This window comes from Pseudoalteromonas sp. UBA6610, from assembly GCF_002433295.1.
GTDB classification, from domain to species: domain Bacteria; phylum Pseudomonadota; class Gammaproteobacteria; order Enterobacterales; family Alteromonadaceae; genus Pseudoalteromonas; species Pseudoalteromonas atlantica.
Genome location: NZ_DJHW01000112.1, coordinates 14,589 through 39,620, shown reverse-complemented (window position 1 = coordinate 39,620; position 25,032 = coordinate 14,589). Strand labels below are relative to the sequence as shown.

Sequence of the window (25,032 nt, the reverse complement as noted above, 5' to 3'; positions counted from 1 at the left end):
AGGTCGTCCTAACGATGGCGAAACACTTATTGCACGTCTTATTGACCGTCCAATTCGTCCACTTTTCCCAAATGGTTTCGTAAACGAAGTACAAGTTATTGCAACTGTTGTTTCTGTAAACCCTGAAATCCAACCAGATATGGTTGCGATGATTGGTACATCAGCAGCACTTGCTATCTCTGGCATCCCATTTAGCGGCCCAATTGGTGCTTCTCGCGTTGGTTACATCAACGGTGAGTACGTACTTAACCCAACACTAAAAGAGCTTGAAGAAAGCCAACTTGATTTAGTAGTTGCAGGTACTGATAACGCAGTACTAATGGTTGAATCAGAAGCTGACGTACTAGCTGAAGACGTAATGCTAGGTGCGGTTGTATACGGCCATGAGCAATCTCAAGCTATTATCAACGCAATTAACGAATTTAAAGCAGAAGCGGGCAAGCCTACATGGGATTGGTCTGCACCTGAGAAAAACGTATCGCTTGAAGAAAAAGTAGCTGAACTTGCTGCTGATAAAGTAGGTGAAGCTTACCGTATTACCGATAAAGTAGCGCGTAAAGAAGCATTAACTGCAGCAAAAGACGCTGTAATTGAAGCGCTTACAAGCGAGCTTGCTGAAGATGAAACACTTGATAAGCAAGAAGTAGGTAAAGTATTTGGTTCTTTAGAGAAGAAAATTGTACGTGGCCGCATCACTGCTGGTGAAAAACGTATCGATGGTCGCGAACCAGACATGATCCGTGCATTAGACGTAATGACAGGCGTATTACCACGTACTCACGGTTCTGCAATCTTTACTCGTGGTGAAACTCAAGCATTAGTTACAGCTACACTTGGTACAGAACGTGATTCACAGTTAATCGATGATTTAACGGGTACTCACAAAAACCACTTTATGCTTAACTACAACTTCCCTCCATTCTGTGTAGGTGAAACTGGTTTTGTAGGTTCTCCTAAGCGTCGTGAAATTGGTCACGGTAACCTAGCTAAGCGTGGTATTTCTGCTGTAATGCCTACACTTACTGAGTTCCCTTACTCAATTCGTGTTGTATCTGAAATCACTGAATCTAACGGTTCGTCTTCAATGGCATCTGTTTGTGGTACGTCACTAGCACTTATGAACGCGGGTGTACCAATTAAAGCATCTGTTGCGGGTATCGCGATGGGTCTTGTGAAAGAAGGTGAGAAGTTTGTTGTTCTTTCAGATATCTTAGGTGATGAAGATCACTTAGGTGACATGGACTTTAAAGTAGCAGGTACTACTAACGGTATCACTGCACTACAAATGGATATCAAGATTGAAGGTATCACACAAGAAATCATGCAAATTGCGCTTAAACAAGCAAAAGCTGCACGTTTACACATTTTAGGTGTGATGGATGAAGCGATTTCTGCTCCTTCTGAAGAATTATCAATGTTTGCTCCTCGCATCTACACTATGCAAATTCCTGCTAAGAAGATTGCTGAAGTAATTGGTAAAGGTGGCGCTACAATCCGTCAACTTACTGAAGAGACAGGCACAACAATTGAAATTGAAGACGACGGTACAATTAAGATTGCTGCAACAGACGGTGAAAGCGCGCAAAACGCAATTACACGTATTGAGCAATTAACAGCAGAACTAGAAGTAGGTACTATCTACACTGGTAAAGTTGTACGTATTGTTGACTTTGGTGCGTTTGTAAACATTCTTCCTGGTAAAGATGGCCTAGTGCATATTTCTCAAATCAGCACAGAGCGTGTTAACAACGTAACTGACCACTTAAGTGAAGGTCAAGAAGTTAAAGTTAAAGTACTAGAAGTAGACCGCCAAGGCCGTGTACGTCTAAGCATTAAAGAAGCAATGGAATCAGCAGCACCTGCAGCTGATGAGTCAAAAGACGCATAATTGCTAAACTTTAACCCGTTAATATACGCGGGATAATAAAAAAGGGGCTGTTTAGCCCCTTTTTTTATGCTTTAATGAAACCTTATTAGACAAGGTCTGTCTTATTTTTATTGCGATATATCTTGGTATTAAGGATTTTAATGATACTCAAACATTTAGCTTTGGCATCTTTTGCTATTTTGTCTTTAAGCGCTTGCCAAACCACGACTGAATCAAAACCTACGCCGATTGTTAATGTGCCTTTTACTGCACCCCTTGCATCTGACTTTAGAAGTGAAATTGCGATTGCACGTTACTCTGAGCTATTAAATCGAGCCGATTTAAGTACCGAGCAACAAGCTAAGCTTTATTATGACCGTGGGGTATTATTTGATAGCTTAGGAATGACCACGTTATCGCGCATTGATTTTAACCGCGCTATAAAACTAAAGCCTGATTTAGCTGAGGTGTATAACTTTTTAGGTATTCAGCACACTTTAATGCAGCAATACGAAAAAGCGTATGAGTTTTTTGACTCAGCCCTTGAGCTTAATGAAGAGCATGAATACGCTTATTTAAACCGTGGCATTGCACTGTATTATGGTGAAAGAGCAAATCTAGCGCAAAGTGACTTTGATGAGTTTTTAGCGCGTTCACCCAACGATCCTTACCGTGTTTTATGGCTTTACCTTGCACAGTCGCAAGAGGATAAACAACAAGCATTAGCGGCTCTTAAAACAAATGCTGCAGCCCTTGATGAATCGCAATGGGCGTATCAGCTAATTTCGCTTTATACCGGCGATATGAGTGAGCATACGTTTTTATCGGGTATTAGCGAGGGCGTTAAGTCAGAGCAAGAATACGCACAGCGCTTGTGCGAGGCGTACTTTTATTTAGCCAAAATGCATCAAGCAGCCGGTGAGCAGTTTTTAGCTGCTGATTACTTTAGGTTGGCATTATCCACTAATGTGCATGAGTTTATTGAATACAAATATGCACGTTTAGAGCTTGAGCTTATGGCTGGTGCAGACGCTAGTTAAATACCTGTGTTATCTGATTGGTTTGCTATTTAGCCTGCTTATTGCAGGCTCTAGTAACCAGTTAAGCAGCATTAGCTTTTGGCATGTACTTCACGCTCAGGCTAATCCGCTGCAAAGTTATTGGCAATTTCCCCGTTACTTTTCAAATAATATTGCGCATCTTCCCGAGCTGACATTAGGCTTTTTAGCGCGTAAAAATATCCCATCAGCCCAGTACAATTATTCTTTAAAACTGATTAATGCAAGCAAAAACGAACAAGCAAAGTTATTTTGGCTACAAAGTATAGAGCATGTTGGGCACAACAAGCGCCAACAACTCGCGCATGCTCTTTTAAAGCAAGGTCGCTGGAATGATCTTCAACTATTGTTAGCTCAAAACTTACTGCCTAAAGGCGCAGCATTTAACCATTTAGCGCTGCACAAAGGGAGTGACTATGAGCAAGTTTCGCCTTCCTTTTTACATCAGCTTGGTTTTGCAGCGTTAAATACACGCCCGCCGATTAACAATAGCTGTAGTTATAATGTGCTGCTATTAGGTGTAAATAGAGAAGCCTTGTTTAAGTTATCAAGTTTTGCCGCGCAGTATAATAAAAAACCTGAGCCGCAAAGCGGGGCGTATTGCTTAAGTAAACCGGTTTACGCTGGGGGCGCAATTGACTGCGCTACCACTTCGGGCATGGCTAATTGCCTATGGCAAAAGGCGTACTTAAAAGCACAGTTTACTAACGGCTATGACTACACTGTAATTATGGGTACGAGCGGCAGCGCCAATGTAACAGGTAAAAAAATGCAGCTAAGTACCCAAGCAAACTATAATGTATTTTTGCATGAGCTAATGCACTTTAGTGGTTTTGAAGATGAATATACGCTGCCTATTTCTAAACAGCGCTGGTTGTGTAAACGCCAAGGATACGTGGCCCCAAATTTATATATTTCGCAAGGTGAGGCTGCGCCAAATGGATGGCACAAAAGCTTAAGCTGCCAGCAAGGCGGCGTGGCATATAAGCCAGCTAAGCAATGGTCAATTATGCAGTATCAACAACTAGGTTTATCAAAGCGGTACAGGGCTTTGTGGGTTGATCAAATCAATGCTGCTAAAACCGCTCAGCTTGATTAAATTTAAATCGATTAGGCTTGCTATCTATAGACAAAATGGCCGTTTATAAGTATAACTGTACGTATTAATGTCGTTTAAAAACAGACAGTAAAAGCATCTTTTCGTGATGTATAAAACGTAAGGATAAACTTATGATTATAAAAGGCCCTACATTATGACTTTGCTCTGGATACCTTTGTTATCCTTAATTGGCAGTGTTATTTCTTCATGCACCGGCAAACTATCCCGTACGCAAGCTGCAGCTGTCACTGTACTTGCCCCTTTAGCAGCATTAGGTATTACGCTATACCACACCCCCGCTATTTTAGCAGGTGAAACGATTCGTTATGCTGTAACGTGGATCCCCGCTGTTGGACTGGACTTATCATTTCGTCTTGATGGCTTGAGCTTACTGTTTATGTTTATGATTTTAGGCATAGGCATACTGGTAATTACCTACGCACGTTACTATCTGAGTAAAAACGACTCCTTAGCTAAGCTCTATAGTTACTTATTGCTGTTTATGACCGCAATGCTGGGCATTGTTATGTCTAACAATGTTATTCAGCTTTGGCTGTTTTGGGAACTGACCAGCATTAGCTCGTTTTTATTAATTAGCTATTGGTGGCATAAAACAGAAGCACGAAAGGGCGCTCGCATGGCGCTAGCTGTTACTGGTGCCGGTGGCTTAGCATTGCTGGCAGGTTTAATGTTAGTGGCCGATATCGTTGGCAGTTACGACCTAGATGTAATTTTAGCTAGCAAGGCAATTGTTCAATCACATGATTTATACGAAATAGCACTGGTATTAGTTTTGCTAGGTGCATTTACTAAATCGGCACAGTTTCCATTTCATTTTTGGCTACCTCACGCTATGGCAGCCCCAACCCCTGTTAGCGCATATTTACACTCTGCGACTATGGTAAAAGCAGGTATATTTTTATTAGCGCGTTTTCATCCGGTACTTTCAGGTACAGATACTTGGTTTTTACTGGTTGGTTTAACCGGTTTAACAACGCTTTTATTTGGTGCTTATATCGCCTTATTTAAACACGATTTAAAAGGCCTGTTAGCGTACTCAACCATTAGCCATTTAGGATTAATTACCCTGTTATTGGGCCTAGATACTGAGCTCTCTACTGTGGCGGCAATATTCCATATTATTAATCATGCCACGTTTAAAGCTTCGCTATTTATGGCAGCAGGTATAATTGACCATGAAACCGGCACTCGTGATATGCGTAAGCTTAATGGTATGTGGCGGTATTTACCGTATACAGCCACACTTGCCATGGTTGCGGCTGCTTCAATGGCGGGTGTGCCATTGCTTAATGGCTTTTTATCTAAAGAAATGTTTTTTGCCGAAACCTTACATCAGCAAGTGCTTGGCTCTATGTCGTGGTTAATCCCGGTGTTAGCCACTATTGCAGGGGCGTTATCGGTGGCTTATTCGTCGCGTTTTATTCACGATGTATTTTTTAATGGCGAACCAATTGATTTACCACGCCAGCCGCATGAGGCTCCGCGTTACATGCGACTACCCATTGAAGTACTGGTTGTGCTGTGTGTGCTGGTTGGTTTGTTCCCGCATTTTTCAGTCGATGGCATTTTATCTGCTGCGTCTTTGGCTGTACTTGGTCAAAAGGTACCAGAGTACGAACTGGCTATATGGCATGGTTTTAACTTACCGCTATTAATGAGCGCCATGGCGGTAGTGGGTGGTTTGTTTATTTATATAAATCGTAAATACCTATTTCAATTTCAAGCATCATTACCGCCACTTAATGCTAAAAAAACCTTTGAGCTAATTGTGCTTAAGGTTATTAATTGGTGCCAAAGCAGGGTAAACACTATCGAAAATGGCTCATTACAACGCTACATTTTTGTAATGCTGGCGGTGGTATTGTTATGTGCCGGTTGGCCATTATTTGAAATGCAACAATTAGCGGGAAGTATGCCGCGTATTCCGGTTGATGTGCATAACGCAATAGGTGCAGGCCTACTGATTATAGGTGCTTTTGCTACCGTTATTTGGCATCGCTCACGCGTAGTTGCGTTACTAATGATTTCTATTGTAGGACTTATGGTGTCGGTGGCGTTTACGCGTTTTTCTGCGCCCGACTTAGCGCTTACGCAATTAACGGTAGAAGTAGCAACCGTTATTTTATTAATGTTGGCGTTGTTTTTCTTACCACAACATACGCCTAAAGAGTCTAGCTCATTACGAGTACTCAGAGATTTAGGGATAGCCTCAACTTTAGGTGTTGTGGTGGCAAGTATATGTTATGCATTACTTACACGGCCACTCGAATCGATATCAGATTTTTTCATAGCCAATGCCAAAACAGGAGGTGGCGGTACCAATGTAGTAAACGTTATTTTGGTTGATTTTAGGGGCTTTGACACCCTAGGCGAAATAACCGTATTGGGTATTGCAGCGTTGGGTATATTTAAAGTGCTTTCTCGTATTCCATTGTTCATGCCAGCAAGTGATGGTGAAGGGCGCCCATGGGCACGCGAGCGACACCCTATACTACTTGCCAGTATTTCGCATAGCTTATTACCGCTTGCATTATTAGTATCGGCTTATATTTTCTTACGTGGTCATAACTTACCTGGCGGTGGCTTTATTGCAGGGTTGGTAACATCAATTGCCTTTATATTGCAGTACATGGCTCATGGCTCAGCTTGGATAAGCGAGCGCTTTGCAGTCAACTACCGGAAGATTATTGCATCAGGTATCGGTATTGCCTTGTTTACTGGAGTTGGTAGCTGGTTCTTTGAACGGCCGTTTTTAACTACGTGGTTTGATTATTTCGATATCCCATTTATTGGCAAAACAGAACTTGCAAGCGCAATTGTGTTTGATTTAGGCGTTTATTTAACAGTGGTTGGAGCCACGTTAATGATATTAGCAAGCCTTGGCAACATGACAGCAGATACCCAGAAAAAAGAGGTAAATATTTAATGGAGCTATTGTACGCATCTTGCGTTGGTGTATTAGTTAGTTGTGGTGTGTTTTTACTGCTAAGAGCCCGTACGTTTCCGGTAGTGCTTGGCCTTACTATGATTTCCTATGCCGTTAACTTATTTTTGTTTTCTGCGGGTCGCTTAACCATAAATAAAGCGGTTGTGCTTGGTACAGGGGCTGAATATGCCGACCCTTTACCTCAAGCACTAGTACTTACTGCAATAGTGATAGGGTTTGCAATGACTGCGTTTGTGGTTATTTTGGCTATACGTGGTAGAGCCGATTTAGGAAGCGATCATGTTGATGGGCAAATCATCAAAAGTGCAGCCGATAGCAAGGAGCAAAAATGATTCAACATTTAACCTCTTTGCCTATTTTATTACCTATGTTGGCAGCGGTAATATTGCTTTTGCCACCTTGTGGTAAAAGTTTACGTATTCGCCGTATTGCCTCATCAATTATGGCGGTGATCACATTTGTTGTTAGTGCATTGCTGTTAACCCATGTATATAACAGTGGTATCAACGTATACGCTATTGGTAATTGGTCTGCTCCTTTTGGCATAGTGCTTGTTGCCGATATGCTTTCTACTTTATTGGTTGCACTCACATCCTTTTTAGGAATGGGAGTCATTTTATATGGCTGTGCCGGCGATGATGCAAAAGGAAACTTTTTTCATCCATTAGTTCATTTTTTAATATTAGGTGTTAATGGGGCATTTTTAACGGGTGACTTATTTAATGTATTTGTATTTTTTGAGGTGCTGTTGATTGCCTCATACTCACTACTTATGCATGCCGGAGATAAACAAAATACCCGTGCAGCGCTCCAATACGTCATATTAAATTTGGTTGGCTCGAGCGTGTTTTTAATTGGTTTAGGTATTTTATACGGCGTACTGGGTACATTAAACATCGCTGATATGACGCAAAAAGTAGCCCTGTTAACGGGCGATGATGTCTATTTGGCAAAGGCCGGCGGCTTACTGCTGTTAGTTGTATTTGCTTTAAAAGCCGCATTGCTCCCCTTGCACTTGTGGCTACCTAATACTTATGCCAGTGCAAAGCCTGTGGTTGCCGCTTTATTTGCTATTATGACCAAGGTGGGTGTATACGCCATGCTGCGCGTTTATACCGTTATTTTTGGTGAGCAAGCCGGTGAGCTTGAACATATGGCGCAATCGTGGTTATGGGGCTTAGCCATTGCGACTATAGTGGTTGGTGCAATTGGCGTAATGGCTGCGCAAGATTTACGTAAGTTAACGGCAAATTTAGTTGTTGTATCAGTAGGGACGTTAGTCGCTCTAATTGCACTGCAAAACGTAACTGCAACAGCTGCACTGCTTTATTATTTAGTGCACTCCACATTAGTCAGCGCTGCACTATTTTTATTAGCTGATTTAATTGCCACACAAAGGGGCAAAGTAGGGGATAGACTGGTTGCCGGACGAGCCGTAAACCAACCTTACTTATTGGGAGCATGCTTTGTAATTGCTGCATTAACCGTAGTAGGTATGCCGCCGCTATCGGGGTTTGTTGGAAAAGTTTGGATCCTCAAAACAACCTTAAATAGCGAGCAAGCCTTACTATTTTGGCCTGTTTATTTAATTGCTAGCTTTGTTTTATTAGTTGCACTTTCTCGTGCTGGTACAAGTATGTTTTGGGAAAGAAAAGGCAATAAAACAGAAAGCGCCGAGGGCGAAAATGCTCACCCATTACAAGTGATGATAATTGTAGGGCTACTTGCGTGCTCACCTTTGTTAGTTGTTTTTGGCGGACCAATAAGTGAATACATGGTCAGTGCTGCTACGCAATTGCATGATATAAGTGGTGGCATTAATGCAGTTATGAAGGGAGGTGAGTAATGAGGTTACAAGCCCGTTATCGTTGGTTGCCAACGCCGTTTCGTAGTTTGTTTTTATTCTTAATTTGGTTGTTGCTTAATAATAGTGTATCCGCAGGGCATATAGTATTAGCTACTTTTTTTGCGATATTTATACCGCTATTAAGTGTTTCATTACGTGATCCGCAACCCTTAATCCTAAAACCAGGTTTGGCACTAAAACAATTACTCATTGTACTTTACGATATAGTGGTTGCTAATTTGCAGGTAGCCTTATTAATCGTTGGCCCAGCTAAAAAGTTACGCCCTGCTTTTGTTAAAGTGCCTATAGATTTAATACACGATATGCCCATTACAATTCTTGCCAGTTGTGTATCTCTTACACCTGGTACAGTAAGTGCCGAGGTATATCCTATTCCTGAGTCACTAGAGGAAGGCGAAAAGCCTAAACAGCGCTATTTACTTATACATGTGCTTGATTTAAAAGATGAAGAGGCACTTATTAAACAAATTAAACAGCGCTACGAAGCTCCCCTAAAGGAGATATTTCAATGTTAGATACTGTATTACTTATTGTATTTGCCATGATTGGTTTATCGTTACTGTTAAACCTATGGCGATTAATTATTGGCCCCTCAGTGCCTGATAGAGTTTTAGCCCTAGATACTATGTACATTAATGTTATCGCGTTAATTATTTTATACAGTATTAGTATGGGCACTGGTTTGTACTTTGAAGCCGCGTTATTAATCGCGATGCTTGGCTTTATAAGTACTGTTGCAGTTTGTAAGTATTTACTACGCGGCGACTTAATTGAATAGGATATTATAATGATAAGCGAGTGGGTTGTATCAATATTACTACTTTTTGGTGGGCTATTTATTTTAATAGGGTCGCTGGGCTTAATTAAATTACCTGATTTTTACATGCGCTTACACGGCCCTACTAAAGCAACAACACTGGGTATGGCTAGCATATTAATTGCTGCAATGGTGTTTTTTGCAACGTCGGTGCACACCATAAGCGTAAAAGAGATTTTAATTACCGTGTTTTTATTAATTACTGCCCCTATTAGTGGGTATATGTTAATAAAATCAGCGATTCATCATAAGCTTAAAGCAAAGGAAGGCACAAAAGGGCTCGATAACGTAGAAGACGATTAGCCCCTGTGCACTGATAAAAAGGCCAAATAAACATGTTTTATTTGGCCTTTTTAGTATGGATTTACACATTTACAAACTATTTTATACCCGTTCGCATAATTAAGTAATTTATTCTGAGGCTGGTAAAACGTGTTGATAATTTAGTAAAAAAATTAGCTATTTAGTTGTTCAGAATGAGCATTTTTTAACGTAAGTAGCGACCCGTTTAGCCCCGTAAAATGAGTAAGTATTATTGCGGATTGATATTAATCATGTGAGTATGGTCTTACTTTTTATATTTAAGGATATGACAATGGCTAAGGCACTATTACTTTCGTTACTTATATTTTCTGGCAGCGTATTGGCTGACGAGGCAACTAAGCAGCAAAAAATAGATGAGCTGATAAACGTGATGAACATGGATGCTATGGTTGATTCTATGTACGGGCAAGTTGAAGGCATGATGAAAAACATGTCTGCACAAATGGGTGTTAAGCCCTCTGAGCAAGCTATTTTTGATAAATACTATGCAGATATGACCAACGTACTTAAAACCGAAATGAGCTGGAAAAAAATGCAGCCGATGATGGTTAACGTTTACGACAAACATTTTAACGAGCAAGAAATTGCCGACATGCTGGCGTTTTATAAAACTGAAACAGGGCAAAAAATTCTTCAAAAAATGCCTGTAGTAATGCAAGAGTCTATGCAAATGTCGCAAAGCTTAGTGCAAGATGCAATGCCAAAAATTCAGCAAATAGCCGGTGAGCTAAGTGAAGAGCTAAAAGCCTCTCGCCAACAAGAAAATTAATCTCTCTGCCTCTTTTTAAGCGCGCTTTTATTTTATCAGCTCCAGTAAATTTAAATTATGCTTTAATGCTCCCCTCTATTGACCTGTGTGTCACACATAGGTTTACAATTGAGCTCTAAATCAAAGGGGGCTAAATTATGTATGTTAAGCAATTAGCGAAGTTAATGGGTGTAACGCCTGATACAGTTCGTCATTACACACGAATAGGCCTTTTAACGCCCATACGTAGCCAAAGTAATGGCTATCAACAATATACAAAAGCAGACCGCCAACGTTTACAGTTTATTATAAGCGCCCGAAAGCTTGGGTTTTCCCTAAAAGATATACAGCATATCATTGGCGAGTCAGAACAAGGACATTGCCCATGCCCACTTACACGGCAAATTATTGCAAAACGTTTAGAAGAAACCGAAGCCTTGTTTCAAGAAACCCTTAAATTACGAGTGCGTATGCAAGCGGCGTTAAAACAGTGGGAAACATCGGCAGATGGCGCTGTTGCAAGTGATGTGTGTAGCTTAATAGAGACGTTTGTTGACCCACTTGTTGAGCCAAACAAAAGCGGAGATGTGCAATGAGTAGCAGTAAAACAACAGAGCAAAACTTTATTATTGAAGGTGCTAATTGTGGCAGTTGTGTAGCCAAAATAGAAAAAGCCCTCAATAGTGTGCAAGGCGCAAACAATGTCGAAATGAACTTTGCAGATCGCACGGTACGAGTCGAGGGCAGCGCGCAGCAAAGCACATTAATTAGCGCCGTTGAAAATATAGGTTACGGCGCAAAACCTATGGATAACACATCAGAGCAAGATGCGCTTGATGAAAAAGCCAAGTCAGACGAGGCACATTACAAAAAGCTAATGCGCAACATGATGCTGGCTTTAGGTGTGGGCGTACCGCTTATGATTTATGGGCTTATTTTTGATATGAGCGTGACAACCACTAACCAGCGAATTGCATGGGGTGTGGTCGGTATTATCACGTTTGTCGTTATGGCTGTAGCAGGTAAGCAATTTTATAAAGGTGCTTGGCAGTCATTTAAAAATCATGGGGCTAACATGGATACGCTTATTGCTTTGGGAACGGGCACTGCGTGGTTATATTCAATGTTTGTTGTGCTTGCGCCTAGCTTACTACCTGAGGTTGCAAGGCACGTTTATTTTGAAGCTTCTTCAATGATAATCGGGTTAATTAGTTTAGGCCTGGCTTTTGAAGTGAAAGCGCGTGGACGTACTTCGCAGGCTATTAAGCGTTTAATTGGCTTACAAGCAAAAACAGCCCGTGTAATACGCGATGGCGCAGAGCAAGATATAGACATTAGTGATGTGCAAAAGGGCGACCATGTAAGGGTACGCCCAGGCGAAAAAATCCCGGTAGATGGTGATGTGCTCGAAGGTAGCAGCAGATTAGATGAATCTATGCTCACGGGTGAGCCTATGCCAGTGAGTAAACAAGCTGGCGATAAAGTGGTTGCTGGCAGCATTAATAAAAGTGGTACATTATTATTTGAAGCCACACATATAGGCCAAGAAACAACCCTTGCCAATATCATTAATATGGTAAAACGCGCGCAAAACTCTAAGCCTTCAATAGGGCGATTAGCCGATGTTATATCGGGCATTTTTGTGCCCACAGTAATGATAATTGCGATACTAGCAGCCCTTGCATGGTTGAATTTTGGCCCAGCTCCTTCAATAGCTTATGCAGTGGTAGCGTTAACCACCGTGCTGATTATTGCATGCCCATGTGCGCTGGGTTTAGCAACGCCTATGTCGGTAATGGTGGGAATAGGTAAAGCCGCCGAGTTTGGCATATTAATTCGCAATGGCGAGTCACTGCAAACTACCTCTAAAATTACTACCATGATTTTAGATAAAACCGGGACTATCACCCAAGGTGCACCACAGGTAACAGATGTTGTAACGTTTAATAACGCAGATGAAAATAACGTAATGCAATTAGTTGCAAGCCTCGAGAGTAGCTCTGAGCACCCACTTGCGGAGGCGATTACACAGTACGCTCAAAAACAAAATGTAACCTTGAGTAAAGCTACCGACTTTGATGCGATTACCGGTAAAGGTGTAAGTGGAGCGGTGAATGGGCAAACGCTGTTATTTGGCAATAAAGCGCTTATGGATAAATACGAGATTGCAGTTGATGACGCCACAGAGCAAGCACACACCTTTGCAAATGATGCAAAAACCCCGATGTACTTTGCCTGTAATAATCAACTAATGGCCTTAATTGCGGTAGCGGACCCGCTAAAAGAAGACTCAGTACAGGCAATTAAGCGCCTGCAAAATGAAGGTATTCATCTAGTAATGCTCACTGGCGATAATAAAGCGACCGCACACGCTGTGGCTAAAAAAGTCGGTATTGATGATTTTATCGCAGAAGTGTTGCCAGAGGATAAAGTAAACGAAGTCACTAAACGCCAGCAGCAAGGCGAAATTGTAGGCATGACGGGTGATGGGATCAATGATGCCCCCGCGCTTGCTAAAGCAGATGTCGGTTTTGCAATTGGCACAGGTACAGATGTAGCCATAGAAAGCGCCGATATTACTTTAATGCGTGGCTCACTTCATGGCCTTGCCGATGCTATTGCCATTAGCAGGGCAACAATTAAAAACATTAAACAAAACTTGTTTGGTGCCTTTATATATAACGTTGCGGGCATCCCTATTGCAGCCGGTGTGTTGTATCCGTTTATTGGTGTACTACTAAACCCAGTAGTGGCGGGCGCAGCTATGGCGCTTTCATCACTGACAGTAGTCACCAATGCTAATCGCTTACGTTTTTATAAACCCAATAAGCGCTAAGGAGTCGATAATGTTAATGATAAATTTACTTGGTGCAGTATTAATAGTGGCCATTATTTATTGGTTTTGGCTTTATAAGCCAAAGCAAATACACAGTAATGATAATACGCAAACCATAGTGGTAGATAACGGCGTTTATCAACCAAGTCATATAAAGGTGGCGGCCAATAAAAAAGTAACGCTTACATTTGATAGAAAAGACAGTGCACCGTGCGCCGAAACTATGGTGTTCCCGCAGCTTGATGTAAGTGAAAGCCTTGCAATGGGAGATAATAAAATCACTTTGCCTGCACTTAAAGCAGGTGAGTACGACTTTCATTGCCAAATGAAAATGTATAAAGGTAAGTTAATCGCTGAGTAACCAGTGAGTTGATGAAGTAACATTAATACGGTCTAACTTTATGTTGAGCTAAACAACGGGTTATGTCGTATTAGTGTTAATTAAACACACTCGATTATTTAATGAATAACTTAAACCCTAAAAAATTACTAAACAGTAAGTGGACTGCCACTCCAGCTATCAATAAAGAAAAACACTTTATCATTGTAGAAGTAGAATACGATGAAGAGGGTAATGTAATTGAATGCATTACCGAGTCGGTATTTTCTAAAAATCAGTACTCAATACGCTGGCGAGATTTAAAAGACACACAAAAATGGCGTCAAGGCTGGAAGTAGTTAAATTGTTTTTATACCTTAAATCGCCAATTTGTTATGCCCAACAAAATGCAATGCGCTCCCTTTTTAATCCCTTCCTTTTACTAAATTCGCCATTTGGCAACAAATGCCTGTTTTTTTACAGGCTTGCCATGCTTTTAAAAAAATAAACGCTAAGTATTTTTTAAATATCAATATATTTCAATTGGTTATGTTTTAGGTTTTATGACGTTTAATTGTTTTAATTAAGCTGTTCAGCTTTAGTTTATTCTTAAACTTCCCCACATTATTTTTTTAGTTAGCTTTTAGCTCATGTGTGGCTTTTTTGTAAATCATAAGCTGTTGATTCTAATGGTTTATTTTAATTGGCTCATCTAACTGTTGCTAAAAAGCAACAAAAATACCCCTCGAAACTTAATTTTTCATATACTTATTGTATAACTCGTTGTTTATTAAGTAAAAATAAAACATGGCACTGAAGTTGTAATAGCTAAGCTGTATTAAGCAAAACGTGGGTAACGCCAATTGGCTACTCCCCTAACCCTATGAAGGATTTCATTATGAAAAAGGCACAATCAACATTGGTATTAATGGCTTTAGCCTCTTCATCAGCGGCTTTTGCAGTGACAGATTTTGACACACTCGATAAAGATGGCAGTGGCACATTAAGCCCGTTAGAAGCATCTGCTGATGCTGAATTAATGAGTCAGTTTACAAAACTTGATACTGACAAAAACAACGAGCTATCCAAGAGTGAGTTCGACAAAGCATAAGTGAGTGCTTTGAGTAGTTAACGCCCAGTGGCACGTTAATTCTGAGTTGCCAAAGACAACCTAAGTAGGCAAGGGAGCTTACCATAAAGAATAACAAGGACAGTGTAATACACAGGGCACTTTATTATAAACACATAGCGAAGGAATCGTTATGTAAAAGCGATACCTAACTTTGCTTGCAATAGCGCTGGTATTTTCTGGCACATTTGCAAAGTTTGACACCAACAAACGGTAAACTTTTTAAAGCAGAGGTTTTACAAGCGTAGACGATTAATGCGCTGTGGTGTAAGCATAATTCTGAGTTGCCAAAGACAACCTAAATAGGCAAGGGAGCCTATTAAAAAGAATAACAAGGAAGTGAATTGTAACCACCTCAGTGCAAATTTATACAGGTAATGCATATTATTGAAGGATTACATTATGACTAAGCTGAAAACAACACTTGTACTTATCACCTTGGTGTCATCATCGGTGGTATTGGCAAATACAGAGTTTAAAACACCTATGCAAGGCGAAGGTGTTTTAATAAACCAAAGTGATCAATCAGCAGAACAAATAGTGCAGCAATTAAATATGCAAAGCCGAAATGGCCTAACCGAAAACGATTTTTTTGAATACAAATAACCGATTCTCCCTTTATGGATCTCAGAAAAGGATTTCTTCCCCTTTGCCAAGCACTTAGCCTAAGGAAATGATTATGAAAAAATTTATCGCACTTCTAGCCCTTGCCTCTTCATCAGCGGCGTTTGCCGCGGTCGACTTTAACAGTTTTGATGCCAATGGCGATGGCGTAATTAGCAAAACAGAAGCACAAGCCAACGCACAGTTAGCACGGTTGTTTGATAAGCTCGATACAGATAAAAATGGTGAGCTTTCACAGCAAGAGTTTTCTAAAGTACAATAATTTTATGGCGTAGTTTTACACGCTTAAAATTTATCAGGTCATACTCACAAAGCAGTTAAGTAACATTTACTTAGCTGCTTTTTTTGTGCGTGGCGCAGGCATAACGGCTTTTTCACCAAATAGGTGCAAATGAGCGCAAGTTAAAACCTTAACCTTATGAATAAAAACACTTTTTACACTTGGTTTTAAACTTGCTTAGTTAACGCTATAGCAACTGAGTGAGTACACAATTATGGCGCGAATGAGTTATATAAGTAGTGTTGAGCGCTACCATGAATATGAGCAAGTAATACATAGCTTGCTTGACTCTATTTTAATGAGTATTGAAGATGGGCTTAACAAAAATCGAGATACGCGTTTTTTAGTAAAGCAATATCCCTTTTTAGAGCTGCAATACTGTTTAAACGAATCTGGGCTTCAGCAAGGCAATAACGTTTGCTTTAAGCGTGCCTATAAAAAATTAGCCGAGCAAGGTAATCAGCAAGATTTAAGTGAGCGCCCTTACTTTTTACAATCTAAACAAACCGATTCGGTGTGCTTTACCGATCCGTATATTTCTATCGCAACTAATCATTTATGTATTTCGGCTATTAAAGAGTTAAAAAAGCCTATTAACCAGCAGCATTATTTAGTGTTAGACGTATGCTTAACCCAGTTAATTGAGTTTGTAATGGGAGACAGCGCGCGTGCCGGTATTTCGCCTTATTTTAAAGCGGGTTATGGGGTGATTGTGGCGTGTTTATTTACTTTGGTACTCTTTTTACTGAGCATAGTATTTAACGATATATATGCATTATTTACCCACTTTGACTCAGCGTCTGATCCCCTCGAGCCCTTTAGCATTATTATATATATTACTTTAGCATTGGCCGTGTTTGATTTAGGAAAGACCATTCTCGAAGAAGAGATCTTAATGCATAAGGATATATTTAGACACTCTTCTACACGGCGCACAATTACCCGGTTTATATCTACCGTGCTAATTGCAATATCTATTGAGGCGCTATTAACCATGTTTAAGGCAGCGTTGGGGCAGGCTGAATACTTATTACCGGCCATTGCGATGATGCTTGCGGTGGTAGGGCTTTTAATAGCCTTGGCTATTTATGTGTATTTAGGAGCAAAAGCCGAAACCTTACTAATGCGGGCGCGCTCAAAATTAAAATCCTCCAAGTAGGAGGATTTTAATGCGATTGGTATGATTATTATTTAGCTTTAAACTTTACCTGCTAATGCGGCTTATCTTGCTCGCGCTTTGCTTTAAAGTCTGAGTCACTCGTCCATGTAGGCCAATCGCCATTGTTAGCAAGCTGTGTGGCTATATCAACAATAAGCTCTATGTCTTGCTTTACGCCACCTAATGACCACTGCGGCGAGTAATCGTCGGCTTCTTTATGGTATTTATGCGCAATGTAATCAGGGTCGGTATCGCCAAGGCTCATAAATAATAAACTCGGCACACCTTGCTTAGCTAAAGAAAAATGATCTGATCTAAAAAACAAACCGTTTTGCGGGCGAGGGTCCATTTTAACAACGCGACCTTGCGCTTTTGCCGCGTTTGCTAGGTAGTTTTCTAGGGTGGATAAATCGTTACCGTATTGCAAAATGTAATCGGTGCCATCTAGCACGTTCATTCCGTCAATATTTAATAGCCCGACCATTTGTTTAGTGGGCACAACGCCACCGGTTGCAAACTCTTGCGAGCCAATGAGGCCAGTTTCTTCTGCGGTAAAATTAGCAAATAAAATAGAGCGTTTAAACGGTGTTTGTTGGTGGATTTGATTCATAATGCGGGCAATTTCAAGTGTGGCCGCTGTGCCAGAGGCATTATCCACTGCACCGTTATAAATTTTAGGGCCGCTGTCGGTTTGCTTGGTACCAAAATGATCCCAATGAGCACCTATTACCACGTATTCATTAGGGGCGTCGCTTCCTGTAATTTGCGCAACTACGTTATGTGATTTGGCATGCGATACTTCGTTTTTAAATGAAAGGTTGGCTGTTAAATTAAGCGCTGTGGCTTTAAAGTCATCACTTAAAGCCTTTTGTTTTAAATTTTGGTAGTTAAGCTGTGCGGCATTAAAAATTTGCTCAGTAGTATTAAGTGTTAGCCAGCCCATAACTGGGAGCTTAGAAGCGTTTAGGTTATTGTCCATCAGGGTGTATTTAGTTCCTGTGTTTGAGCTTTCAACCACGCCCCAAGGGTAAGCCGCAGGGGCAGTTTCGTGCACAATAAATACCGCTTTGGCACCTTGGCGTGCGGCTTCTTCGTATTTGTAAGTCCAGCGGCCGTAGTAGGTCATAGCATTACCTGTAAATAACGCATCGTTTTGTGTAGCAAAGCCAGGGTCGTTTACCAATACAATAACGGTTTTACCTTCAACATTAATGTTTTCGTAATCGTTCCAGTTGTATTCGGGGGCATTAATACCGTAACCCACAAATACAATGTCAGAGTTTCGTACATCTATTACTGGCTGTAATTGCTCTGTACGGGCGGTAAAATCGTTACCTGCTTTAAACTTTAAGTCGCCCACCTGCAATTGCATATTTTGGTTGGCCGTGACCATTGCCATTTTTACCGGCTGTAAAAACTTGCCATTATACGCCCCAGTTAAACCCATAGCTTCGTATTGCTCGCTCAAGTAACCCACGGTTTTTACTTCACCATGAGTAAGTGGGCCGCGACCTTGAAAGTCATCAGAGGCTAGCGTTTTTATATGCTGTTTAACGTTATTTAGGCTTACGCCGGGCGTATTTTCTAAAGAAGAATGCTCGCTTGCAGGTTCAGAGCAACCAAAGAGAGCGACTAGCAGGCTTAGGCTAGCGCTTTTAAAAAAAGTAGAGGCCATAGTTTTCTGAATAGTTTTAAAAATTGGCTTTTAATATAAAGGAAGCACTGATGTGAGTCGAATATTTATCACCTTGCCAGTTCTATTTTTCAAAAATTGAAAATTGCCGGTGTAGGGTGTATAAATAATCGACAACAATAAATGGAGCACACACAATGAGCCAATCTAAAAAAAGCGGATACCTGTTTATAGGCAGCGGCGTAGCATTTTTTGCAGCAGCTTTGCTCGCACAGCAAGCGATGTTTTTTGCTTTAGCTGCATCTTTTGTAGTGTTAGGTACAATTAGTATAAAAAAAGCGGCTTAATAGCCGCTTATTTAATTAACACCTTGTAATAAATACCTTTAAAACACCTACCAAATTATTTTTTCCACCATTTATGGGTTATTGCAGCGTCGGTAGGGGTAAATATTTGTCCAAACTCGGGTGTACTCAATGTTACGTTATTTATGTTGCTTGCAGCCGTTACTCGTTCAAATGGGTCAACCCAAGCATGAAACGCCAAGTCAAACGTACCGTTATGAATAGGCACTAAAGTTTTACCTTGTAAATCAATATGAGCTTGAACCGATTGCTCTGGTGTCATGTGTATATCGGCCCAATCTTTGTCGTAGGCGCCTGTCTCAATTAGGGTTAAATCAAAAGGACCGTACTTGTTACCAATTTCTTTAAAGCCTGCGAAATAACCCAAATCACCACTAAAATAAACACTTTGCTGGGAGGTTTTAATAACCCACGAACCCCAAAGTGTGTTGTTTGCATCACTTAATCCACGGCCCGAAAAATGCTGGGTAGGAGTAAAGGCAACTAATGCATGTTCGGTTTGTAACTCCTGCCACCAGTTGAATGTGCTAATTTTGTTTTCATTCACTCCCCACTTAACTAAATCGGTATCTACACCAAGTGGCGCATAAAACTGCTTAGTTTTTGCAGACAGCTTTTTAATAGCTGATTTATCAAGGTGATCGTAATGGTTGTGCGAAATAAGCACCTTATCGATTGGTGGCAGTTCGCTAATACTAATAGGTAATTTAGAAAAGCGCTTTGGCCCTACAAAAGAAAAAGGAGATGCGCGCTCACTAAATACCGGATCGAGTAACCAGTATTCGCCATGCACTTTTAAAAGCACGCTAGAGTGGCCAAGTTTAATGACATGCACAGTATTATTTGCAAGGGAGTTAAGCATTTTTGCTGTAACACTTTTAATTGCAATGGGCTTTTTAGGTGTAATGTTGGTACGCTTTTCTGTTATGTAACGCCCTAAAATTCCGAGTGTTTTCTTAAAGCTATTCGGCTCAACCTGTTGATGGTTATGAAATCTACCATTTTCGTAGTTATCTACATTAGGTGCTTCATTAACACCTTGCGCAACTATCTGTTTATTCACGCTACAACCTCCAAAAACAATGATGGCGATGATCACAACTACCCATTTTATAAATGTCATCGTTAAACCTTAAAGTAAACTAATGAGTGTAGTTTTTCATTGTTTTGATGAAAAGTAAACTATACAGTGCATTTTTTTATTGTTTAGTTAAAATGTAGCTATTAATAATTGCAGAACCCATTATGAAATTATCAGAAAAAAAACGCATAAATATTCTTCAAGCAGCAGAGCATCTGTTTTTTGAAAACGGTGTAGAGCACACTAGTATGGATCAAGTTGCTGCAAAAGCGGAGGCTTCTAAGCGAACTGTTTATAATCACTTTGCGACAAAAGAAGAGCTATTTCAGGCTATTTTAACGACTATGCTGGCTAAAATTAATCATGGTGATGTTATTTACTTTAATAAAAATCAACCAATTGATTTGCAGCTTACTGCTATTGCCGAGCAAGAAGTGGCTATGCTTACATCGCCTGATTTTTTACGTTTAGCTAAAATTGCCTTTATGCAAATGCTACAAGAGCCGCAGCTAGCAAAGTCTTTAAGTAATAATACTATGGGGTGTATGACTTATTTAGAAGATTTTTTAGAGCAAGCTAGAACAGCAGGTGTTTTAAAAGGTGATGAGCTAAATATAGCTGCTAAACAGTTTGTGTATCAATTAAAATCGTTTGTGTTTTATCCGCTACTTTATGGTTTTGAAACAATAACAGAGCAGCAAAATAATAAAGTAATTGAACAAACAGTCAGCTTATTTCTGGCTAAATATAAAGCATAAACTTAAAACGTAAAAAACCAGCAAATAGCTGGTTTTAATAATATAGCAAGTAACTAATTACTCATCTGCGTATTTTACGCGAATTTTGCTTTTATCAACGCTTAATTGATTAAGTGCTTTAATAGCGCTTCTACTTTCTATGTCGTTTGGCATTTCTACAAAGGCAAAACCTTTTGATAAACCAGTATCTTTATCAAGCACCAAGTTACAGGTAGTTACTTTACCGTGTGCTGCAAACAACGTGCGAAGGTCTTGCTCTGTGGTAGCGCGAGACAAATTACGAACTAATAATTTCATATATAACCTAAATAAGGGGTTCGCTGCGGATTATCTCAAGTAACTTGGTTTTAACCTAATTTTATTTTAACCCTTTTATTTAAAGTTGTTTTTCACAAATAGCTCTGCTAACAATTATAAAACCATACTGGTAATAAAGATCTAGTTATTAAAACAAATAATTGGTAAGTTATATTTTACTTTATTTACTTACCATTAACCTGGGCTGGTTGTTTATGTCAAAGTTTGGCTTGCGTGTTTTAACTATTACTTGTGTTTGTTCTTTGGGTATTTTAGCTGTAGGGTGCGGCAGCTCAGGGTCAAAAAGTGAGCCTGTAAATGCATCGGTTGTAGCGCAAAACGCCGCAGTAATTAGCGGTCAAACAGCTGTAAGTATTGAAAATACCCGCGATATAGCAATTACAGGTGAACTATCTATAACGGATGCACAAGCCAATGAGGCAGTATTTAAAACGCAAAGCAATAACACCACAGCTTATGGTTTATTTAGCTTAACTGAGGATGGTAATTGGTCATATACACTTAATGGCGAGCATGCCACTGTGAGTGCATTAAACGAGGGCGAAACCTTACTTGATGAAATAACCGTCACATCGGCAGATGGCACCGAAGCGACAGTGTCTATAAGCATTATAGGCACTGCAGGCCGTGATGATTTTATAGTAACGCAAGAAACAACCCTCAATGCCGATGGCGAAAACACAGGGCTAAGTGCTTATACATTAATAGAAAATGCGTTTAGTGAAGGTGCAATTGAATCGCCTGATATGTATAGCGGGAATCATCAAGATGTTGTGCATATTATTGAAGATACTGACTCAATCGTAGGTAATCACTTTGTGTTTTTAGCACATCGTGATGAAGACCAAGATAAAGATAAGGGCGCAACCGACCGCCAGCGCAACGAAATAAAAGCCTTTGATAAATCGCCCGCCGCAACACTTGCCTTTAAAGACGAAACCGTACAATACAGTTGGAAGTTTAAAGTCTCTAGCGAGCTTGAGCTGAGTAGTAAATTTAGTCACTTTTTCCAAATAAAAGCCCGTAACGACAGCAACGACAATACCAATGGCAACGACGACCAACCTATTATTACGCTCTCTGGTGCACAAAAAAACAGTACAGGTAATCAGCTGCAAGTACGTTATAGCGCAGGCTTTGATGAAAACGGTAACAGCACAGGGCTTGATAAAAACCTTATCGAAACCGACTGGTCACTTATTACTGATGAATGGATTGCGGTATTTGTACAAGCTACTTTTAGTGAAGCGGGGCAATTTGAAATGACCCTAACCCGGTTAAGTGACAACGAAGAGCTATTTAGCATTAGCGAGCAAAACATAGATATGTGGCGTGGCTTTAGAGATGATGACTTTGCCCGTCCTAAATGGGGTATCTATCGTTCAATAGTCGAAACCGATAGCCTTCGCGCTGAAGAAGAGCAAGTAAGATTTGCTGATTTTGTGATTAAAAAAGGCGTTTTAGCGCAGTAAATATTTGCCTAGTTTTTTATCGTGGCTACTTACACGTTGTTGAATAATAGCCACTATGTGGCGGCGTATCCACTGCAAACCGGCATCGTTGTCTTGGCGCTTATGCCAAATAACAGAGACAGGCGTTGGTGGCGTATCAATAGGGCTTTTTAAAACCACGAGCTTATTGGTAAATATTTCCTGCTCAAGCGCTATTGATGGGATGACACAAATAAGATCGGTATTTTTAAGAATATTAGGTACATTTGCCGCGTTATTTACCGTCATCGCTACTCGGCGTTTTAACCCTAATACTCTTAGTGCTTGATCAGATGGCCCTAAAATATCGCCCGTAATTGATACTAATAAATGATCTGTATTAGCAAAGTCAGTAATACTTAATGGGGCATTAGCAAGCGGGTGGTCAGGGCGCATAAGTACAACATATTTAGGCTTTAATAAGTGCTCGGCTCTAATAACGTTTTCAGACAGGGTGTAGCGATTAATTGCCAGTTCGGCTTCGGCGTCTTTAAGTACATTGGCAGCCTCTACCGCCCGATTAGGGATTGCATGGATATTAATGCCTGGGGCCTGCTGCTCAATAATTTTACGAAGAGGCCCCCATATCATTTCTACAAATATATCAGCGGCAGAAATACGAAAAGTGCGCTGCGCTGTCGCTGGGTTAAATTCACTTTGGTTTATAGCATGCTCTAATGATCCAAGTGGCCCCTGTATTTGCCCCCATAAATTGTTAGCAAATGCAGTAGGTTGAATATTTCGGCCATCTTTTATAAATAACTCTTCTCCCCACGCTGCGCGCATACGTGCAAGCGCATTAGATACCGCAGGTTGTGTCAGCGATAATTGCTCTGCTGCACGAGTGATACTGCCTTCAGTCATGATGGCATCAAAAATCATTAGTAAATTAAGCTCTTGAGGACGCATATAGCACCGTTATAAATTTTAAATGTAAGATTATTTTACATCATTTTTAGTGATGTGTTTTATACAATAATATAATTATTTTTATGCTTTTACCGCGTTCATAATATAAGCAGATTTTAACACAACTCGTACAGCAAGAGAGTTAACCATGTCAGCTATATATAAATTTACATACACGTTTATTATTGCGCTATTAGCGATAATACTGGGTGCATGCAGCGATAAGCCAAGTTCTATTCAAAGTAATGATGATTCTACGCAAGGGGTGGCCGTAGAAGTGGCCGAAGTAATAAGTCAGCGAATAACCGAGTGGGACAGCTTTACAGGGCGGCTAGAGTCGCCGCAAATAGTGTCTTTGCGTCCTCGCGTATCTGGTTATATTGAAGCGGCAGTATTTGAAGAGGGTGAGCTGGTAAATAAAGGCGACACCTTATTTTTAATTGATAGCCGCGAATTTAATGCACAAGTAAACCGCCTAACAGCGCAACTTGATGAAGCAAAAAGCCGCTTAAAACTAGCAAAGCAAGATTTTAATCGAGCTAAAGAGCTATTTAAAAGTAAATCAATATCTAAAGAGTTATTAGAGACCCGAGGCGCAGAGGTTGACCAAGCAAATGCCTACGTAGCACAAAGTAATGCATCCCTTGAGCTTGCACAGCTAAACAAAACCTTTACACGCGTAGAAGCGCCTATTTCTGGGCGAGTGTCTCGTGCGTTAATTACCGAGGGCAACTATGTCAGTGCAGGGCAAACTGTAATGACCTCTATTGTCTCTACAGAGCAAGTATATGCCTATTTTGATATTGATGAAGCAACATGGCTTAACTATCAACAAGCGCACCTTGATAACAATCAATCTACCGCGTTACCTGTGGCGATGCGTTTAGCGAATGAGCAAGATTACCAACACTGGGGCAAGCTTGATTTTGTTGATAACCAAGTAAATACCCAAACCGGTACATTACGCGTGCGGGCTGTATTTAATAATCAAGACGGCGCGCTTTTACCTGGGTTATTCGCCCATTTAAAATTAGCAGGGGGCAATACTGAGCAAGGTATTTTAATTGCAGAGAAAGCCATTGGTACCGATTTGAATAATAAATACGTTTTAACGGTTGATGAGCAAAATAAAGTGCAATACCGCGCCATTACTTTAGGCGACAAAGTGGGTGAGCTACGAGTTATTAAACAAGGTTTAAAAAGCGGCGAACGCATAGTAGTTAATGGCTTGCAGCGCGTGCGCTCTGGCGTACTCATTACGCCAGAATTAATTAATATGGCAAAGCAAAGTACTTTAAACGAGTTACAAGCTTGGCAGCAAAAGGTTGATAACCAAAACCGCTTAGCCAATGCCGAGCCAACACTTGAAATAGGCATGTAATA

The 25,032-nt window shown here is 40.5% G+C and carries 26 protein-coding genes; 22 read left to right on the top strand and 4 right to left on the bottom strand.

Annotated features, from left to right (window positions below):
• The 18 genes from pnp to B4F91_RS14930 all read left to right on the top strand — a co-directional run.
• Nucleotides 1-1,888, top strand: a 1,888-nt coding sequence (gene pnp / locus B4F91_RS15015; RefSeq protein WP_288635947.1) for a polyribonucleotide nucleotidyltransferase, incomplete at its 5' end; no start/stop codon positions are given.
• Between the two features lie 140 nt (nucleotides 1,889-2,028).
• Nucleotides 2,029-2,907: a lipoprotein NlpI gene (nlpI, locus tag B4F91_RS15010; protein WP_029773956.1), complete on the top strand. Its 879-nt coding sequence runs from the start codon at nucleotides 2,029-2,031 to the stop codon at nucleotides 2,905-2,907.
• Nucleotides 2,891-4,024 carry a hypothetical protein gene (locus B4F91_RS15005; protein ID WP_286939068.1) on the top strand — a complete coding sequence of 378 codons (1,134 nt, stop codon included), beginning with the start codon at nucleotides 2,891-2,893 and terminating at the stop codon, nucleotides 4,022-4,024. Before nlpI ends, B4F91_RS15005 begins: the two co-directional genes overlap by 17 nt.
• 154 nt (nucleotides 4,025-4,178) lie before the next feature.
• Complete coding sequence (locus B4F91_RS15000; protein ID WP_055253048.1) at nucleotides 4,179-6,971, top strand: monovalent cation/H+ antiporter subunit A; 2,793 nt, start codon at nucleotides 4,179-4,181, stop codon at nucleotides 6,969-6,971.
• Nucleotides 6,971-7,324, top strand: a complete 354-nt coding sequence (locus B4F91_RS14995) for a Na+/H+ antiporter subunit C (protein WP_004585893.1) — start codon at nucleotides 6,971-6,973, stop codon at nucleotides 7,322-7,324. Before B4F91_RS15000 ends, B4F91_RS14995 begins: the two co-directional genes overlap by 1 nt.
• Nucleotides 7,321-8,838, top strand: coding sequence for a monovalent cation/H+ antiporter subunit D (locus tag B4F91_RS14990; protein WP_286939067.1), 1,518 nt, complete (start codon nucleotides 7,321-7,323; stop codon nucleotides 8,836-8,838). Before B4F91_RS14995 ends, B4F91_RS14990 begins: the two co-directional genes overlap by 4 nt.
• On the top strand, nucleotides 8,838-9,374 hold the full coding sequence (locus B4F91_RS14985; protein ID WP_054982208.1) for a Na+/H+ antiporter subunit E: 537 nt from the start codon (nucleotides 8,838-8,840) through the stop codon (nucleotides 9,372-9,374). The genes B4F91_RS14990 and B4F91_RS14985 overlap by 1 nt, the downstream gene beginning before the upstream one ends.
• The gene (locus B4F91_RS14980; RefSeq protein ID WP_004585896.1) at nucleotides 9,368-9,637 is read left to right on the top strand and encodes a K+/H+ antiporter subunit F; all 270 of its coding nucleotides are present in this window, start codon (nucleotides 9,368-9,370) and stop codon (nucleotides 9,635-9,637) included. Before B4F91_RS14985 ends, B4F91_RS14980 begins: the two co-directional genes overlap by 7 nt.
• A 9-nt stretch (nucleotides 9,638-9,646) precedes the next feature.
• A complete protein-coding gene (locus B4F91_RS14975; RefSeq protein WP_004585897.1) occupies nucleotides 9,647-9,979 on the top strand; it encodes a Na+/H+ antiporter subunit G in 333 nt (110 codons plus the stop codon).
• 292 nt (nucleotides 9,980-10,271) lie between these two features.
• Entirely contained in the window at nucleotides 10,272-10,769 is a 498-nt protein-coding gene (locus B4F91_RS14970) for a DUF2059 domain-containing protein (RefSeq protein WP_054982209.1), read from the top strand.
• 137 nt (nucleotides 10,770-10,906) lie between these two features.
• Nucleotides 10,907-11,344 carry a MerR family transcriptional regulator gene (locus B4F91_RS14965; protein WP_024033781.1) on the top strand — a complete coding sequence of 146 codons (438 nt, stop codon included), beginning with the start codon at nucleotides 10,907-10,909 and terminating at the stop codon, nucleotides 11,342-11,344.
• Nucleotides 11,341-13,584, top strand: a complete 2,244-nt coding sequence (locus tag B4F91_RS14960; RefSeq protein WP_286939065.1) for a heavy metal translocating P-type ATPase — start codon at nucleotides 11,341-11,343, stop codon at nucleotides 13,582-13,584. Before B4F91_RS14965 ends, B4F91_RS14960 begins: the two co-directional genes overlap by 4 nt.
• A gap of 10 nt (nucleotides 13,585-13,594) precedes the next feature.
• Complete coding sequence (locus B4F91_RS14955) at nucleotides 13,595-13,945, top strand: cupredoxin domain-containing protein (RefSeq protein ID WP_024033779.1); 351 nt, start codon at nucleotides 13,595-13,597, stop codon at nucleotides 13,943-13,945.
• Between the two features lie 101 nt (nucleotides 13,946-14,046).
• Nucleotides 14,047-14,262: a TIGR02450 family Trp-rich protein gene (locus B4F91_RS14950; RefSeq protein WP_024033778.1), complete on the top strand. Its 216-nt coding sequence runs from the start codon at nucleotides 14,047-14,049 to the stop codon at nucleotides 14,260-14,262.
• A 539-nt stretch (nucleotides 14,263-14,801) separates the two neighbouring features.
• Entirely contained in the window at nucleotides 14,802-15,014 is a 213-nt protein-coding gene (locus B4F91_RS14945) for a calmodulin-like protein (protein ID WP_004585903.1), read from the top strand.
• A 420-nt stretch (nucleotides 15,015-15,434) separates the two neighbouring features.
• Entirely contained in the window at nucleotides 15,435-15,638 is a 204-nt protein-coding gene (locus B4F91_RS14940) for a calmodulin (protein ID WP_286939063.1), read from the top strand.
• Nucleotides 15,639-15,711: 73 nt separating this feature from the next.
• The gene (locus B4F91_RS14935) at nucleotides 15,712-15,918 is read left to right on the top strand and encodes an EF-hand domain-containing protein (RefSeq protein ID WP_029772194.1); all 207 of its coding nucleotides are present in this window, start codon (nucleotides 15,712-15,714) and stop codon (nucleotides 15,916-15,918) included.
• 232 nt (nucleotides 15,919-16,150) lie between these two features.
• Nucleotides 16,151-17,095 carry an EAL-associated domain-containing protein gene (locus tag B4F91_RS14930; RefSeq protein ID WP_248462488.1) on the top strand — a complete coding sequence of 315 codons (945 nt, stop codon included), beginning with the start codon at nucleotides 16,151-16,153 and terminating at the stop codon, nucleotides 17,093-17,095.
• A 52-nt stretch (nucleotides 17,096-17,147) separates the two neighbouring features.
• Here the strand turns inward: B4F91_RS14930 and B4F91_RS14925 are convergent, their stop codons facing one another.
• Nucleotides 17,148-18,770, bottom strand: a complete 1,623-nt coding sequence (locus B4F91_RS14925) for a M28 family metallopeptidase (RefSeq protein ID WP_286939061.1) — start codon at nucleotides 18,768-18,770, stop codon at nucleotides 17,148-17,150.
• A 155-nt stretch (nucleotides 18,771-18,925) separates the two neighbouring features.
• Here B4F91_RS14925 and B4F91_RS14920 point away from each other — a divergent pair, with 155 nt between their 5' ends.
• On the top strand, nucleotides 18,926-19,075 hold the full coding sequence (locus B4F91_RS14920; RefSeq protein ID WP_024033773.1) for a hypothetical protein: 150 nt from the start codon (nucleotides 18,926-18,928) through the stop codon (nucleotides 19,073-19,075).
• 55 nt (nucleotides 19,076-19,130) lie between these two features.
• Here the strand turns inward: B4F91_RS14920 and B4F91_RS14915 are convergent, their stop codons facing one another.
• Nucleotides 19,131-20,156, bottom strand: a complete 1,026-nt coding sequence (locus B4F91_RS14915; RefSeq protein ID WP_414704617.1) for an MBL fold metallo-hydrolase — start codon at nucleotides 20,154-20,156, stop codon at nucleotides 19,131-19,133.
• Between the two features lie 182 nt (nucleotides 20,157-20,338).
• Between B4F91_RS14915 and B4F91_RS14910 the strand changes: the two genes are divergently transcribed.
• A complete protein-coding gene (locus B4F91_RS14910; RefSeq protein WP_286939057.1) occupies nucleotides 20,339-20,932 on the top strand; it encodes a TetR/AcrR family transcriptional regulator in 594 nt (197 codons plus the stop codon).
• Nucleotides 20,933-20,989: 57 nt separating this feature from the next.
• Here the strand turns inward: B4F91_RS14910 and B4F91_RS14905 are convergent, their stop codons facing one another.
• On the bottom strand, nucleotides 20,990-21,229 hold the full coding sequence (locus B4F91_RS14905; protein ID WP_024033770.1) for an RNA recognition motif domain-containing protein: 240 nt from the start codon (nucleotides 21,227-21,229) through the stop codon (nucleotides 20,990-20,992).
• A gap of 215 nt (nucleotides 21,230-21,444) precedes the next feature.
• Here B4F91_RS14905 and B4F91_RS14900 point away from each other — a divergent pair, with 215 nt between their 5' ends.
• Nucleotides 21,445-22,722 (top strand): VCBS domain-containing protein, encoded by a 1,278-nt coding sequence (locus tag B4F91_RS14900; protein WP_286939055.1) that lies wholly within the window; start codon nucleotides 21,445-21,447, stop codon nucleotides 22,720-22,722.
• On the opposite strand, the gene B4F91_RS14895 is transcribed toward B4F91_RS14900, so the two are convergent.
• A complete protein-coding gene (locus B4F91_RS14895; RefSeq protein ID WP_024033768.1) occupies nucleotides 22,711-23,649 on the bottom strand; it encodes a LysR family transcriptional regulator in 939 nt (312 codons plus the stop codon). The two genes, B4F91_RS14900 and B4F91_RS14895, sit on opposite strands and share 12 nt — an antisense overlap.
• A gap of 148 nt (nucleotides 23,650-23,797) precedes the next feature.
• On the opposite strand from B4F91_RS14895, the gene B4F91_RS14890 reads away from it, so the two are divergent.
• Nucleotides 23,798-25,030: an efflux RND transporter periplasmic adaptor subunit gene (locus B4F91_RS14890; RefSeq protein ID WP_138684560.1), complete on the top strand. Its 1,233-nt coding sequence runs from the start codon at nucleotides 23,798-23,800 to the stop codon at nucleotides 25,028-25,030.
• Nucleotides 25,031-25,032: the final 2 nt, after the last annotated feature.

Excerpts from the sequence above, each read along its gene's own strand:
- nlpI (WP_029773956.1), top strand. The coding sequence starts at position 2,029 with ATGATACTCAAACATTTAGCTTTGGCATCTTTTGCTATTTTGTCTTTA.
- B4F91_RS14975 (WP_004585897.1), top strand. The coding sequence starts at position 9,647 with ATGATAAGCGAGTGGGTTGTATCAATATTACTACTTTTTGGTGGGCTA.
- B4F91_RS14985 (WP_054982208.1), top strand. The coding sequence starts at position 8,838 with ATGAGGTTACAAGCCCGTTATCGTTGGTTGCCAACGCCGTTTCGTAGT.
- B4F91_RS14960 (WP_286939065.1), top strand. The coding sequence starts at position 11,341 with ATGAGTAGCAGTAAAACAACAGAGCAAAACTTTATTATTGAAGGTGCT.
- B4F91_RS14950 (WP_024033778.1), top strand. The coding sequence starts at position 14,047 with ATGAATAACTTAAACCCTAAAAAATTACTAAACAGTAAGTGGACTGCC.
- B4F91_RS14945 (WP_004585903.1), top strand. The coding sequence starts at position 14,802 with ATGAAAAAGGCACAATCAACATTGGTATTAATGGCTTTAGCCTCTTCA.
- B4F91_RS14980 (WP_004585896.1), top strand. The coding sequence starts at position 9,368 with ATGTTAGATACTGTATTACTTATTGTATTTGCCATGATTGGTTTATCG.
- B4F91_RS14995 (WP_004585893.1), top strand. The coding sequence starts at position 6,971 with ATGGAGCTATTGTACGCATCTTGCGTTGGTGTATTAGTTAGTTGTGGT.
- B4F91_RS14990 (WP_286939067.1), top strand. The coding sequence starts at position 7,321 with ATGATTCAACATTTAACCTCTTTGCCTATTTTATTACCTATGTTGGCA.
- B4F91_RS14900 (WP_286939055.1), top strand. The coding sequence starts at position 21,445 with ATGTCAAAGTTTGGCTTGCGTGTTTTAACTATTACTTGTGTTTGTTCT.
- B4F91_RS14940 (WP_286939063.1), top strand. The coding sequence starts at position 15,435 with ATGACTAAGCTGAAAACAACACTTGTACTTATCACCTTGGTGTCATCA.
- B4F91_RS14920 (WP_024033773.1), top strand. The coding sequence starts at position 18,926 with ATGAGCCAATCTAAAAAAAGCGGATACCTGTTTATAGGCAGCGGCGTA.
- B4F91_RS14965 (WP_024033781.1), top strand. The coding sequence starts at position 10,907 with ATGTATGTTAAGCAATTAGCGAAGTTAATGGGTGTAACGCCTGATACA.
- B4F91_RS15000 (WP_055253048.1), top strand. The coding sequence starts at position 4,179 with ATGACTTTGCTCTGGATACCTTTGTTATCCTTAATTGGCAGTGTTATT.
- B4F91_RS14890 (WP_138684560.1), top strand. The coding sequence starts at position 23,798 with ATGTCAGCTATATATAAATTTACATACACGTTTATTATTGCGCTATTA.
- B4F91_RS14910 (WP_286939057.1), top strand. The coding sequence starts at position 20,339 with ATGAAATTATCAGAAAAAAAACGCATAAATATTCTTCAAGCAGCAGAG.
- B4F91_RS14895 (WP_024033768.1), bottom strand. The coding sequence starts at position 23,649 with ATGCGTCCTCAAGAGCTTAATTTACTAATGATTTTTGATGCCATCATG.
- B4F91_RS14935 (WP_029772194.1), top strand. The coding sequence starts at position 15,712 with ATGAAAAAATTTATCGCACTTCTAGCCCTTGCCTCTTCATCAGCGGCG.
- B4F91_RS14930 (WP_248462488.1), top strand. The coding sequence starts at position 16,151 with ATGGCGCGAATGAGTTATATAAGTAGTGTTGAGCGCTACCATGAATAT.
- B4F91_RS14925 (WP_286939061.1), bottom strand. The coding sequence starts at position 18,770 with ATGGCCTCTACTTTTTTTAAAAGCGCTAGCCTAAGCCTGCTAGTCGCT.
- B4F91_RS14905 (WP_024033770.1), bottom strand. The coding sequence starts at position 21,229 with ATGAAATTATTAGTTCGTAATTTGTCTCGCGCTACCACAGAGCAAGAC.
- B4F91_RS14955 (WP_024033779.1), top strand. The coding sequence starts at position 13,595 with ATGTTAATGATAAATTTACTTGGTGCAGTATTAATAGTGGCCATTATT.
- B4F91_RS14970 (WP_054982209.1), top strand. The coding sequence starts at position 10,272 with ATGGCTAAGGCACTATTACTTTCGTTACTTATATTTTCTGGCAGCGTA.